Annotated in this window: 14 protein-coding genes; 9 read left to right on the top strand and 5 right to left on the bottom strand. The window is 59.4% G+C overall.

Annotated features, from left to right (window positions below; all coding sequences use genetic code 11):
* Positions 1-452: 452 nt before the first annotated feature.
* Positions 453-716 (bottom strand): 30S ribosomal protein S20, encoded by a 264-nt coding sequence (gene rpsT, locus Q4543_RS12065; RefSeq protein WP_216002110.1) that lies wholly within the window; start codon positions 714-716, stop codon positions 453-455.
* A 279-nt stretch (positions 717-995) separates the two neighbouring features.
* Between rpsT and Q4543_RS12070 the strand changes: the two genes are divergently transcribed.
* Entirely contained in the window at positions 996-1,178 is a 183-nt protein-coding gene (locus Q4543_RS12070) for a hypothetical protein (protein WP_216002109.1), read from the top strand.
* Between the two features lie 35 nt (positions 1,179-1,213).
* Here Q4543_RS12070 and Q4543_RS12075 read toward each other — a convergent pair whose 3' ends face one another.
* Both Q4543_RS12075 and mutM read right to left on the bottom strand, forming a co-directional pair.
* Positions 1,214-1,990, bottom strand: coding sequence for an enoyl-CoA hydratase (locus Q4543_RS12075; RefSeq protein ID WP_216002108.1), 777 nt, complete (start codon positions 1,988-1,990; stop codon positions 1,214-1,216).
* A 64-nt stretch (positions 1,991-2,054) separates the two neighbouring features.
* Complete coding sequence (mutM, locus tag Q4543_RS12080) at positions 2,055-2,906, bottom strand: bifunctional DNA-formamidopyrimidine glycosylase/DNA-(apurinic or apyrimidinic site) lyase (protein WP_303438595.1); 852 nt, start codon at positions 2,904-2,906, stop codon at positions 2,055-2,057.
* An 81-nt stretch (positions 2,907-2,987) separates the two neighbouring features.
* On the opposite strand from mutM, the gene ubiE reads away from it, so the two are divergent.
* Both ubiE and ubiB read left to right on the top strand, forming a co-directional pair.
* On the top strand, positions 2,988-3,740 hold the full coding sequence (gene ubiE / locus Q4543_RS12085; RefSeq protein ID WP_216002106.1) for a bifunctional demethylmenaquinone methyltransferase/2-methoxy-6-polyprenyl-1,4-benzoquinol methylase UbiE: 753 nt from the start codon (positions 2,988-2,990) through the stop codon (positions 3,738-3,740).
* Position 3,741: 1 nt separating this feature from the next.
* Positions 3,742-5,274 carry a 2-polyprenylphenol 6-hydroxylase gene (gene ubiB, locus Q4543_RS12090; RefSeq protein ID WP_303438597.1) on the top strand — a complete coding sequence of 511 codons (1,533 nt, stop codon included), beginning with the start codon at positions 3,742-3,744 and terminating at the stop codon, positions 5,272-5,274.
* Between the two features lie 63 nt (positions 5,275-5,337).
* On the opposite strand, the gene Q4543_RS12095 is transcribed toward ubiB, so the two are convergent.
* A complete protein-coding gene (locus Q4543_RS12095) occupies positions 5,338-6,000 on the bottom strand; it encodes a flagellar hook capping FlgD N-terminal domain-containing protein (protein WP_303438599.1) in 663 nt (220 codons plus the stop codon).
* Between the two features lie 10 nt (positions 6,001-6,010).
* A complete protein-coding gene (locus tag Q4543_RS12100; RefSeq protein WP_303438601.1) occupies positions 6,011-8,929 on the bottom strand; it encodes a flagellar hook-length control protein FliK in 2,919 nt (972 codons plus the stop codon).
* Positions 8,930-9,040: 111 nt separating this feature from the next.
* Between Q4543_RS12100 and Q4543_RS12105 the strand changes: the two genes are divergently transcribed.
* The 6 genes from Q4543_RS12105 to Q4543_RS12130 all read left to right on the top strand — a co-directional run bounded on the left by Q4543_RS12105 (position 9,041) and on the right by Q4543_RS12130 (position 13,290).
* Positions 9,041-9,319, top strand: a complete 279-nt coding sequence (locus Q4543_RS12105) for a rod-binding protein (RefSeq protein WP_303438603.1) — start codon at positions 9,041-9,043, stop codon at positions 9,317-9,319.
* Positions 9,312-9,677 (top strand): flagellar protein FlgN, encoded by a 366-nt coding sequence (locus Q4543_RS12110; protein ID WP_303438605.1) that lies wholly within the window; start codon positions 9,312-9,314, stop codon positions 9,675-9,677. The genes Q4543_RS12105 and Q4543_RS12110 overlap by 8 nt, the downstream gene beginning before the upstream one ends.
* A 208-nt stretch (positions 9,678-9,885) precedes the next feature.
* On the top strand, positions 9,886-11,220 hold the full coding sequence (locus Q4543_RS12115) for a flagellin (protein ID WP_303438606.1): 1,335 nt from the start codon (positions 9,886-9,888) through the stop codon (positions 11,218-11,220).
* A gap of 83 nt (positions 11,221-11,303) precedes the next feature.
* Positions 11,304-11,681, top strand: coding sequence for a flagellar biosynthesis regulator FlaF (flaF, locus tag Q4543_RS12120; protein WP_303438607.1), 378 nt, complete (start codon positions 11,304-11,306; stop codon positions 11,679-11,681).
* Positions 11,678-12,082 carry a flagellar biosynthesis repressor FlbT gene (flbT, locus tag Q4543_RS12125; RefSeq protein ID WP_216002098.1) on the top strand — a complete coding sequence of 135 codons (405 nt, stop codon included), beginning with the start codon at positions 11,678-11,680 and terminating at the stop codon, positions 12,080-12,082. The genes flaF and flbT overlap by 4 nt, the downstream gene beginning before the upstream one ends.
* Positions 12,079-13,290: a DUF1217 domain-containing protein gene (locus Q4543_RS12130; RefSeq protein ID WP_303438609.1), complete on the top strand. Its 1,212-nt coding sequence runs from the start codon at positions 12,079-12,081 to the stop codon at positions 13,288-13,290. Before flbT ends, Q4543_RS12130 begins: the two co-directional genes overlap by 4 nt.
* The last annotated feature ends 50 nt before the right edge of the window (positions 13,291-13,340 follow it).

Here is a 13,340-nt window from a genome sequence, read left to right on the forward strand (position 1 = left end):
TCCCGGGCCAGATGGCCCAAGCGAAGATGAACACGCATCCTGAAACGGATAAGTAGCCGCGCCAGCCCCCTCATCCCAAGTGGGGGCGGATCCGGTCGCTCTCCGAGCGTATGATATTACGGACTGGCAGGGCTTGCGCCCAGTTCGGCAGGTTTACAGCAGACCACCGACATTAACAGAACGACCTCAAGCAGTTTGAATGGCCGCCCCGTTTGCCTGTCCCCCCAAGCAATGTGACTCGCTGGGTGAAATTAGCAAGCCTGCCTCATCGGCGGCAACCGATCTTCAATCTTGACTCCGGACTCCACCGCAAAAGAATCTCTGACAGGAATATATTGTGTCCGAAAACGAAAAAGGCACCACATATTGTGGCGCCTTTTCGGTCATCAAATCTCGGCAGCTGTGGCTTTTCAGCCCAGCCTTCCCTCCTTCAGGAGGTGCCTGAAAAGACGTCAGCCCAACGCTTTGACGCGCGAGGACAGGCGCGAAACTTTGCGCGACGCGGTGTTCTTGTGGAACACGCCCTTGGTCACACCGCGCATCAGCTCGGGCTGGGCGGCGCGCAGTGCTGCAGTTGCGGCTTCCTTGTCACCCGACGCGATGGCCTCTTCGACCTTGCGCAGGAAAGTGCGGATCCGCGAACGGCGTGCCTTGTTGACGGCGAAACGCTTTTCGTTCTGACGGGCGCGCTTTTTTGCCTGGGGCGTATTTGCCATGATGATCAGTCCTTATTTTCGTAAGTTACGACAACTCGGCGGTTTGTTCCGCCAGGGCGTCATGGATTCGGGGTCGCGCAATAGCACTCAGACCCGAACATCTGTCGCCGGACCGATTCTTGCCTGAGCGGGCATCACGCGCATGTAGCCGCCGCCAATACATCATTCTCTGCGCCATGCAAAGGGGAAACCTGCAAGGCTCGTAGAATCGGCTCATATGATTTATGGTCGGGGTCCTGCCTCGGCAGGAGCAGTTCTCACTGAGAGGAGGAATCAGAGATGGACGCAATCAAGATCTCGGAATACGCGACTGCGCTTTACAACGCCCATGGCGCCCAGGCTGAAGTGGAGGCCGCACGGCGTGCGCGCGAATGCGAGGCCGCCGGGAAGACCGCCGAACAGGAGGATTGGAGCGCCATACAAGCCGCGATCCGGGCCAAGCGCGGGGCGCTGCAATCGTGAAAGACATCGGCCCGCCAAGAGGCGGGCCGATCGGATCAGCGGTCGCGGAACTGCGCGGTGCGCTTTTCCTGAAAGGCCGCCATGCCTTCCTTCTGATCCTCGGTGTTGAACAGCGAGTGGAACAGGCGGCGCTCGAACAGCAGACCTTCGGCCAGCGTGGTCTCATAGGCGCGGTTCACCGCCTGCTTGGCCGCGATCGTGGCGATCAGCGATTTCTCGGCGATCTTGTCGGCGGCCTTGCGGGTCTCTTCCATCAGCTGCTTTACCGGCACGACGCGGGACACGAGGCCCGAGCGCTCTGCCTCTTCGGCATCCATGAAGCGCCCCGTCAGGTGCATATCCATCGATTTGGATTTGCCGACATAGCGCGTCAGGCGCTGCGTGCCGCCGATTCCGGCAATGACGCCAAGGTTGATCTCGGGCTGGCCGAACTTGGCGGTTTCGCTCGCGATGATGAAATCGCACATCATTGCCAGCTCGCAACCGCCGCCGAGCGCGTAGCCCGAAACCGCGGCGATGATCGGCTTGCGCACCTTCGCCGCGGCATCCACCGTCGGCTCGAAGAAATCGCCGAGGAACATCTCGACAAAGCTCTTTTCCGACATCTCCTTGATGTCCGCCCCGGCGGCAAAGGCCTTGGCCGAGCCGGTCAGGATGATGCAGCGCACTTTCTCGTTCGCATCCGCTTCGGTCAGCGCCTGCGCAAGTTCCGCGAGAAGGTGGCTGTTCAGAGCGTTCAGAGCGTCGGGTCGATTGAGGGTGATCGTGGCAACGTGGTCCTCGACTTCGACGATGATCGTCTCGTAGGCCATGACTGCGGGCTCCCGTCCGTTAGCGTCAAAACGCAGCCTTACCAGCTTGGGCCTCTTGATCAAGTTATCTTTGACACGCCCCGCAGTAGAAGGACGAGCGGCCAGATTGCACCACGCGCTGCACCTGCCGGCCGCATCCGGGGGTTCGGCAGGGTTGGCCCTCGCGCCCGTAAACATCAAAGCTGTGCTGAAAATATCCAAGTTCGCCATCGGCTTGGCGAAAATCCCGCAAGCTTGACCCGCCCGCAGCGATCGCCTCTTCGAGAACCTGACGGATGATCGGCACCAGCGAGGCGATGCGCGCGGCGGCAATCGCGTTGACGCGACGTCTCGGGTCGATGCCTGCCCGGTAAAGCGCCTCGCAGACGTAGATATTGCCCAGTCCCGCGACGATTTTCTGGTCGAGCAGCGCCGATTTCACCGGCATCGAACGCCCCGCAAGCGCCTTGGCCAGATGCGACTCGTTGAAGGCATTGCCCAGTGGCTCGGGCCCCAGCGCGGCCAGCAGGGGGTGACTGTCGGCGCTGGCGGTCTGCATCAGATCCATCGCGCCAAAGCGACGCGGGTCATTGAAAGTGACGCGCGCGCCGCCCTCCAGATCGAACACCACGTGGTCATGCTTTTGCGCCACCGGATGGTCGTGCACGAAGCGTCCCAGCGCATCGCCCGACACCAGCATCCGCCCGGTCATGCCCAGATGCACCAGCAAAGTCTCTCCGGTATCGAGATCGGCAAGAATGTATTTCGACCGCCGCCGCAACCGCTCGATCCGCGCGCCGGTCAGCCTGTCGGCCATGCGGTCGGGGAAGGGCCAGCGCAGGTCCGGCCGGTTCACCTGCGCGCTGGCGATCCGCGCCCCTTCCATCACCGGCGCAAGCCCTCGGCGGACGGTTTCGACCTCTGGCAGCTCCGGCATGACGTCTCCTTGACCATGGGCCGCATTGCAGCGGCTTTCCTGCGCTCTATAAGGAGACAGAGCATAAGGACGACAAGACCCATGAGCGACCAGAGCCCAAAAACCACGCATTTCGGCTTCACCGATATCCCCGAGTCCGAGAAGGCCGGTCGCGTCCGTGGCGTGTTCGGCTCGGTCGCGTCGAAATATGACGTGATGAACGACGCGATGTCGTTCGGCATTCACCGCATCTGGAAGGATGCGATGATGGATTGGCTGGCGCCGCGCCCCGGATCAAAGCTGCTGGATGTGGCCGGTGGCACCGGCGATGTGTCATTCCGCTTTCTCAAGCGGGCCGGGTCGGGGCACGCCACCGTGCTTGACCTGACCGAACCGATGCTGATCGCAGGGCGCCAGCGCGCCGAAGCCGACGCCATGGCCGATCAGCTTGATTGGGTCGTCGGCGACGCCATGGCGCTGCCGTTCAAGGACAACAGCTTTGACGTCTACACCATCTCTTTCGGCATCCGGAACGTCACCCGCCCGCAAGAGGCCCTGAACGAAGCCTACCGCGTGCTGCGGCCCGGCGGACGGCTGATGGTTCTAGAATTTTCGCAGATTCCCAATGACATGATGCAGAAGGTCTACGATCTGTATTCGTTCAACATCATCCCGAAGATGGGTAAGTTGATCGCCAACGATGCGGACAGCTATCAATATCTGGTGGAATCGATCCGCAAATTCCCGGATCAGGACACTTTCCTGTCGATGGTGCGCGCGGCTGGCTTCGAGAACGCCAAATATCGCAATCTCTCCATGGGCATCGCCTGTCTGCATTCGGGCTGGAAGATCTGAGATGCGCGGCCCGCACAACATCCTTCGCCTGATCCGGACCGGGGCCACGCTGGAACGCACCGGCGCGATGAGCGTCGTGCTCGATGCCTTCGATGCGCCGTCGTCGATCCGAGTGGCGTTCCGGACGCTGGTCTGGCCGTTCCGCTGGCTGGGAATCGAAGGCGATGTGTCGATGCCTCCAGCCACCCGCGCCCTGACGGCGCTTGGGCCGGCCTACATCAAATTCGGGCAGATTCTGTCGACGCGGCCCGATGTGGTCGGCGACGAACTTGCGCAGCAGTTGCGGGTGCTGCAGGACAAACTGCCGCCCTTTGGTCTCGACGAGGCGCGCGAGCAGATCGCGGCCGAGATCGGCCATCCGGTGGAGGAGCTGTTCTCGGAATTCAGCCCGCCGGTCGCCGCCGCATCGATTGCGCAGGTGCACAAGGCGCGGCGGGCGGACAACGGGCAGGTCGTGGCGGTAAAGGTGCTGCGCCCGGGGATCGAGCGTGCGTTTCGCACCGATATCGACGCATTCTACTTTGCCGCCAACATGATCGAAACGCTGTCTCCTTCGTCTCGCCGGCTGCGGCCGCGCGAGGTGATCCGGCATTTCGAAAGCGTGGTGATGGGCGAGCTGGATCTGCGGCTTGAAAGCGCGAATTCCAGCGAGTACGCGGCGAACACGCAAGGCGACGCCGGGTTTCAGCTGCCCGAGGTGGTGTGGGGCCTGTCGAGCCGGCGCGTGCTGACAATGAACTGGGCCGAAGGCGTGCCGCTGGGGGACAATGACGCGATCGATGCAGCAGGCCATGATCGCGAAGCGTTGTCGGAGCGGGTGCTGCAGCTGTTCCTGAATCATGCGCTGCGCGACGGATTCTTTCACGCAGACATGCACCAAGGCAACCTGAAGGTGGCCCCGAACGGCGATATCATCGCATATGATTTCGGCATCATGGGGCATATCGACGAATACACCCGCCGGGTTTACGCGGAAATTCTCTACGGATTCATTCGCCGCGACTACAAGCGTGTTGCTGAGGTGCATTTCGAGGCAGGCTATGTGCCAGCCGACCGTGACGTCGACGAGTTCGCCCGTGCGCTGCGCGCGGTCGGCGAGCCGATCTTCGGCATGGATGCGACGCGGATTTCCATGGCGCGGCTGCTGTCCTACCTGTTCGACGTCACCGAACGGTTCGGCATGGAGACCCGTACCGAACTGATCCTGTTGCAGCGCACCATGGTGGTGGTCGAAGGTGTCTCGCGATCGCTGAACCCACGCATGAACATCTGGAACGTCGCCCAGCCGGTTGTCGAGGATTACATCAAGAAATCCATCGGCCCCCGAGCCGCGCTGAAAGATCTGGCCGAGACCGCCCGCGTGCTTGCCCGTTTCGGGCCCCGCCTGCCCGGGCTGGTCGAGGCGGCTCTTGTCCGGCAAGCGGAACACGAGGTGTCGCAAACCATCAGCCCGTGGCTGCATCGTCTTGGCTGGGGGGCTGCCGGGGTCGCGGTCGGCGCGATCCCAGTGCTGATCTGGGCGTCTTTGATCTGATCCTTGCCCTCCACCACCCATGTCATGCGGCGCCTGCGGAATAGCGGGTGACTGGCAAAGGCATCAACGTATTGCGGTGATGTCGTCGGCGTTCACCTCGCTGCCATCGGACAGCGTGAGTTTCACCAATGCACCGACCTGTCGCACCTCGATCACCGGATTATAAACCTGTGCCGGGCTTTCACTTTTCAGCACACCGTCGGTATAGCTCTGGATCGCAAAGGAATAGATCCCGCTCGGCACCTGATTGCCATCGCTGCCGGTGCCTTGCCAGCCTACCAGAGGATCCGACTGGTCAAGCGCCAGAGTCTCGACCGTGGCGCCGCTTTCATCGCGAACCACCAGTTTGGCGCTGGTCGCGCCGCTCGCATAATCGGGTCGCAAGATGATCGCATCGCCATTGAAATACACCGGCGCCTCGGACAACACCTCGCGATTGATCCACGAGCCAAGCTCCTTGAACGTGCCGCCGGTCAGAGCGGCAGTCAGGTCCGAGAGCAGATCGTTGGTCAGAACCTGCTGTTCCACCGATGAGAACGTCGCGAGCTGTGTCGCATAGTCGGCAGAATCGAGCGGATCGAGCGGATCCTGATTCTGCATCTGAGCGGTGAGCATCTTCAGAAAGGTTTCGAAATCCGAGCTGACGACCGGCGTGCTGGTGCTTGCCGATGTGCTGGTCGTGGCGGTCGCGGCAGTGGTGGCGGATGTGACAGTTCCGGTATCCATCGGAAACTCCTTAAAAACGAAGATCAAGACCGCCCGAAGCGATCGAGAGCGGGGGGGCAGTATCGGGTGAGTCGGTGAGTTGCGGCACATCCTGCGCGGTCACCGGCATCGCGCGGCCTCCGCCAGGATTGCTTCCGGTGTGACCGTCTCCAAAGGTAAAACTGGTCGACTCGTAACCAAGTTCATCAAGGTAGCGAGAGAGCTGGTCGATGTTCCGGCGAAGCATGTCGAGCGTCTCGGGGCGTTCGGCCGAGATATGCATGGTCATCCCATGCTCGCCATGCATCATCTTGAAACGCATGAGCCCGAGTTCGTCAGGACGAAGCTGAAGCTCGATAGACCCATCGCTATTCGGTGTGCCGGTTGTTGCGGCATCAGCAATCTGGCGCATCACGGCCGACGTGTGTTCCGCCCGTGCCGAGGGCGGCGAGGCCGCATGCATCGAGGCCGATGCACTTCGTATATCGCCCGAGGTCACGCCGATGGCATCGCCGGGCAACACCTTGTCATCAGAGAGTTCGCTTGGGTCCATTTGGCCGACGACGGAATCACCGGCCGGAGAGGTAGAGGGCAGATCAATCGACGGTCGGCTCCCCGTCCCGACACTTACGGTGTCACTGTGAGCCGCCGCGCGACTGCTTCGAAACACCGGCGGTGTCTGTGCATTGGAGGCAGCGGGCGCTTCATCCGAATCGGATTTTACGTCAATCGGCGAAATGTCAGGTGATGCGGCGGCGCGTGTGAGCTGGATCGACGTGTCGCCTGTCAATACCGGAACCTTGGCCGGGATCTCGCGGAATGTCGCGACCGCTTTGTCGGGTATGGATGCGACAGAAGACGCCGCCGTTGAAGCTGCGGAAACCGCCTGATTTGAACCTGTTGCGGAAGTCACCCCGCCCTCGAAAACCTCGCTGATATTTTTTGCGCCCGTCGCGGCGGGCCCTTCCATGACTGATGGGCGCGAACTCGGAGCGTGAGACGTAATGGAGGGCTGCGCTTGCGTTGGTGCAGAGCCCTTGAGGGTTGAAATGTGAATCGGGTCAATTGGCGTCATCCGATCAGATCCTGCGATCGGAGTATTCTGTGTATCGCGCAATAAGGGTTCAGGTTTAAAAACATGGTTCGAACGCGCAGAACGCTCCGCCGAGGGTGAACCGACGATCTGTTCAGAGTCCGCATCGCCGTCGGCGATGACTGCAAATCTGGTCTCTGTCGCGTCCCAGCTCGGAGCCATTTCGGGGAACTCCGGTCCCGGGGAAGGCGAGCGTTGCGCGGCCTGCGGCACGGCGAGAGAGACCGCTTCCCCGTCCGGAAAAAGCGCGCTGCGCAGTGTGGTTCCAGCGCTGTTCGTTGGTATGTTGGAAGACACTGCTGAAGACATGATATCAACGAATGAACCGGCGTCGTTAGCGCTGGCGGTCACCGGCTCTGAAGTCGTAGCGTGCGTCATCTCTTGGGAAGGAATCCCTTGCACTGGGAGGCTTTCCACCTGCGCTGCTTTCTGCACAGAACTGCCGGGCACGCGTTGCACCACCGCCTCCGCCTTGGAAGAGCCGGAGTTGACATCAACGTCTGCCTTGGCAGCGATTGTCGGCTCGGCATTCACGTCAGATCGACCCTGTGCCGCATCATGATGTGCCGTGATCGCCATACCTGACGTAGAAGTCGCCTGACGGACCGAGGTGCCGTTCGCCGAACTCTCGGCTCTATTCGTCATCCCGCCTTGGGTAGATATGCCGCTCTGATACGCTGGTGACGCCAGATTGCGACCAGCAGAGCGTTGAATTGCCAAGGCGCTGCGCCAGATCGGACGGCCCCGTTCGATCGCCTTTGGCACATCCTGCGACGGCGCCTGCACCCGCGCGCTGATCGAGGAGTCCACAAGGCTCGAACCTTCGACCTGTGGCCGGGGAATCGACGATACTTGGCCTGACAGGATCGGCTCGCGAGTCTTCCCTGCCCGGGAGGGCTTTTGCGATGCGACAAAGACATGCTGCGCAATCACGCCTTCCTTGACCGATGCTTCCGTTGCCGATCCAGCGCCAGAGACCTCGACATCAATACGCTCGGGGTTTGGGCCGCCCGTAATGGAATTCGCTGGCCTGTGGACGCCTTTCTGCATCGCACCGGAGGGCTCCTGAGTCACCTTTTCGGAATGACGCCCGCCCAAGTTGCTGCTTCGGACCGCATCTTTACCGGCAGGTACCTGTGTATAGGACAGCGGTGTCACCGCGCCGGCCTTCTGCTCCGCCTGGCGCATCACAAGCCGGTCCGCAACGATTTCGGGCTGACGCGTCACATCTGGAGTAAGCGATGAAGCGGTCAAGGCGAGAGCGGCCTTCGCGTCCGAGGGTGCAGTCGGTGTTTCAGCCACCTCTGCCGATGGCTCTTCTGTTTGCACGACTGTTGCAACCGGATCTGACATATCATCATGCACCTTCGACTGCGACGAGGTAGAGGTAGCGCCAGTATGCTTGGCGAATGTCACTGGCTTGGGCGCCCCCCTTTCAGCAGGCGAGCCGTCCGGTTTGATAGTGACGTGACCATTAATTGCGACCTTCGTTTCAACCTCAATAGCGTCGACGTGATCAACCGGCGGCTCTTGCGTGGCTTCAATCGCGTCCGCGTTGGACTGGCCTTCGACGACTTGAACGCCTTCCGGGATCAGCTCGTCCGAAGTGTCGGTTGATTGTCCATCTTCGTCCTGCCCGGCATCTTTGGCGTCCTCAGAATCGGCCATTGCCGTCGCGGCCGGTTCTTCTGTCGGAGGGGCCGGTTCACCCTCGACGTTTGTCTCGAGCTCCGAATCGGGGGTGACCTCTTTGTAGACGTCATCGAAAATTAGCTCGTCCAAGGCACCTTCGGCACCTGATTGCTTGTCTTTTGGGGCCTGCAATAGCCCGAACAGACCTGACAGTTCACTCAACATTGGTCGCTCCGGGAGTTCTTCCACTGTCGAGAGCTTAAACAGAACATCCTTACCGCTTCTTTACCGCACCCGAGTCAGATTGGGCCAGTTGAGTCGAATTGGAGAAACCAGATGGACATCAGCGGCATGCCCGCCCCCCCCCGAGCCGAGGCGCAATCGCGCACCGAAGCGTTGCGCGCTGCGACCGTCGCGCTCGAAGCGACGTTCCTTGACGAAATGCTGAAGGCAGCCCGCTTCGGTGAGCCGCGAAACGCCTTTGGTGGCGGCGAGGGCGAAGCGCAGTTCAGTTCCTTTCTCAGGCAGGAACACGCGCGCGCACTGGCCGAAAATGGCGGGATTGGCATCGCTGAATCCATCTTCGAAGCAATGAAGGACAGAATCCATGACTGAATCAGCCAAATCACACGAAGCGATTCTCACGGCGCTTGATGCGCTTCTCGAAGAAGAGCGAAAAGCGCTTCTGCAGGGCGATCTTGATATGATCGGGGTGCTTCTTGAACATAAGGCCACCCTCATCTCAGAGCTCGATGACGCCTCGCCCGACGAGGCCGACGCGATCCGGCCGGTGCAGCTTAAATTGCGTCGCAACCAGGATCTCTTTGATCAGGCTCTTGCGGGGATAAGAAATGTCGCAAACCGGCTGGGCGAGATGCGACAGGTCCGCCGCTCGATCGATGTCTATGATGCCAAGGGTCATCGTTCGTCGATTGGCGGTGACGGGACCGGCAGCTTCGAGAAGCGCGCGTGACAGGACTTGAGTCAAATCGAGCGCAACCGACCAGCGGGTCTTAGGGCGGTATTAGGATTCGAGGCGCATGTTGTGCCTGCATCCAGAGCGGATGACGCAGCGGGTGAGACGCCCGGGCTGCCATCGTCAGAAAGACGTTCAGGAAGCCGGTTCCGGCAAAATCACAAAGCGGTGCAAAGCATCGCATGACTGTAAGGACGAAATATCCATGTCTAGCATCCTGACGAACAATGGCGCCATGGTGGCGCTGCAGACCCTCAAAAGCATCAACTCGGACCTCGCCACCACGCAGGGCGAGATCTCGACCGGCAAGTCCGTGTCGAGCGCCAAAGACAACGCCGCTGTCTGGGCCATCGCCAAGACGATGGAAGCGGACGTCAAAGGCTTTGCAGGCATCAGCGACAGCCTTGCACTTGGCCAATCGACAGTGTCAGTTGCCCGCTCCGCCGCCGAAACGGTGACTGAGCTTCTGACCGACATCAAGGGCAAGATCGTCGCCGCCCAGGAAGAAAATGTCGACCGCGGCAAGATCCAGACCGACATCGACGCACTCCGCGACCAGATCGGTGCGGTGGTGGGCGCAGCCCAATTCAACGGTCTGAACCTGCTTTCGAACACCGAAACCACCGCAGGCAGCGGCAGCATCAACGTGCTGGCGTCCCTTGACCGCTCCTCCTCCGGCGTCACCGCAAGCGACATCAGTGTGGCAAAGCAAGACCTTGGGACCTCTGCAAGTTCGATCAACGTCGCAGCAGCCGGCTACACCGCTGCTGGATCCGACGCTATGAGCGGCGCGGCAAACACTGGTGCCATTGCCCTGGCCAGCAACGCAACTCCCGTGACGACCGTTGCCGTCGTTGGCCAGACCGCAGGCACGGGCACTAACTCGGTTGCCGCCGGCACCGGCTTCACCGCCACAATCACGGCCGGTTCCGGCATCTTCGCCACCGGTATGAACACCACCACAACCGCCGGCAATCAGGAAATCGTGTACGTCGCACGTGATGGCGATACCGAAGCGGACGTCGCGCAAGGGCTTGTTGATGCTTTCAACAGCTACATCAGTGAGAATGATACTGCTGTTGCAGCAGGTATTTCGGCATCGGTGAATGCGACCAACCTGAACCAAATCGACATCACTGGTCCGGATGCTTCGCAAGGTACAGGTGCAATCACCGTTCAGTTCCAGACCGCTGCAACGGCGGACACCACCATTGGCGGTCGTCTCGAAAAGCTGGGCGAAATCGACGTAACGACTCAGGCGGGCGTCGACTCGGCTCTGAACGATATCGAGGATCTGTTGCAGACCGCGATCGACTCGGCGTCTTCTTTCGGTTCCGTCCAGGGCCGCATCGAGACCCAAAGCTCGTTCATTTCGAGCCTAACCGACTCGCTCAAGTCCGGTATCGGCACGCTTGTCGATGCTGACATGGAAGAAGCCTCCGCGCGCCTTCAGGCGCTCCAGGTGCAACAGCAGCTGGGCATTCAGGCGCTGTCGATTGCCAACCAGGCACCGCAGCAGCTTCTGTCTCTGTTCCGCTAACGCAGACAGTCGGAGGCTGGCCAGTCCGGCCTCCGATACTCCTGATCCGTTAAATCATAGAAACAGAGTCAGAAGGTTCTGCCGTGAACGCCCAAACAATGGCGCAACGCGCCTACGCAGAAAATGCCCTAAGCACACGCACCGATCGGTCCATCGAATACGAACTGTTCGCACGCGTGACGCACCGTATCAAAGCCGCTGCCGAAGCTGGCAAGATCGCGTACCCGAGACTGGTGCAAGCCCTTTATGACAACCAGAAGCTCTGGACGGCGCTCGCCATCGATGTGGCGGACCCCGGGAACAGGCTCTCCCCGGAATTGCGTGCGCAGATTTTCTATCTGGCCGAGTTTACACAGGTTCACACCGGAAAGGTATTGGCGCGCAAGGCACGCCTCGCACCCCTTCTTGAAGTGAATGCCGCGATCATGCGCGGCCTCAGCGCCGGAGGAACGAAGCGATGAGCGGCCTCGTTCTCAAGCTGGGCCCGCGTGAACGGGTTCTGATCAATGGTGCTGTAATCGAAAATGGCGATCGGCGCAGCCGTTTGTCGATTGTGACGCCAAACGCGAACATCCTCCGCCTGCGTGATGCGATTCACCCGGATGACGCGCGCACGCCGGTTCGCCGTCTGTGCTACACTGCCCAACTTGTTCTCACGGGGGATGCAGAAGCTGACGTGGCAAAGTCTCAGTTGCTGCGTAACATCGAGGAATTGAGCCGCATTCTCACGGACCCGGACAGCCGCAAGCTGTTGACAACAGCCACTGACGCTCTTCTCGAAGAACAATTCTATCAGTGTCTCAAGGCACTGCGTGCCCTCATCCCACGAGAGGATCGGCTTCTCGCCGCGACAAGGCAATGAGTTACACACCCACAATTGCTGGTTCTGGCCTTGTTGGCTGGCAGATGCTTCAAGCAACGATGTCCTCGCAGCGGGCTGCCTTCAATAACAGTGCTGAGATCACGCGAGAAACGAACTATTTTCAGGAGAAGATCGGGAGCATCTCGTCAGCCGAAGAGCTTGTCAATGACCGACGGTTGCTCAGCGTGGCGCTCTCCGCTTTTGGAATGTCCGAGGAAATTGATAGCAAATATCTTATTCAACGGATCATCCAGGAAGGCGCCGACGACGACAGCTCACTAGCCAATAGACTTGGTGATAGTCGGTACATCACCCTCGCTCAGACGTTTGCCTTTGAAAGAGTCGTAGAGCATCGGACACAAGAGGAAGGATTTGGGGATGCCATTTTTTTTACATATGAAGGAAAAATGAGATCAGAACTCGAAGCATCCCTGCAGCAATCTCAATATGAAAACGACCTGGTATATGCTGCGGTCTTTGAGACCCAGGTGGTCTCAAACATCGAAGATATGCGAGAATATTTTATTGACAATATCAAGAACATCGAATCCGTTGAAGAATTATTAAATGACCACGATCTAACCTCAGTCGTATTAAAGGCCTTCGACTTGGAGGATCGGGCTGGAAGCACCACTATACTGAAGCGTATCTTGTCCGAAGATCCAGAACTTTCGGGATCATTGTCGACGGTTCTCGAGGACAAGAATATGGTCTCGCTTGCCAAGACATTTGCCTTCTACGACGCTGAAGGTAAAACATCGCTTCAGGGAGATAACTTCGCCGAAAACATCGCGAATGAGTTCATGTGGCAAGAATTCATGGATTCAGTAAGTGAGCTTGATTCGTCGATCGGCACAGCTCTGCAATTTCAAAAATCTGTCCCTAGCCTTGCGTCGAGCAGCATTAGCGAAAGTGCAAAATGGTATAGTGTTCTTGGAAGTACACTTATGCGCAGTGTATTCGAAACAGCACTTGGGTTGCCAGATGGTTTTAGTCAAATTGATATCGACAAACAACTAGAGATGATACAGGAGAAAGCTGAGGCTCGTTTTGGTATTTCGTCATTCAGAGACCTAGAAGATGAAGGCGTTTTGAATAAAATTATCCACAGCTACCTTTTGCAGGATCAGCTTTCGCCGGAGAATAGCTTTGGGTCCCAGCAAATCGCTCTAACGCTACTGAGTGGCTCTGTTGCACAAAGCCGCTGATGGCCAAGCTGCCCCTTCCCCCGGACACACTTATCCTACAGCCTCGGTCA

The organism is Salipiger sp. 1_MG-2023 (assembly GCF_030547555.1).
In the GTDB taxonomy this organism is placed as follows: Bacteria; Pseudomonadota; Alphaproteobacteria; order Rhodobacterales; family Rhodobacteraceae; genus Salipiger.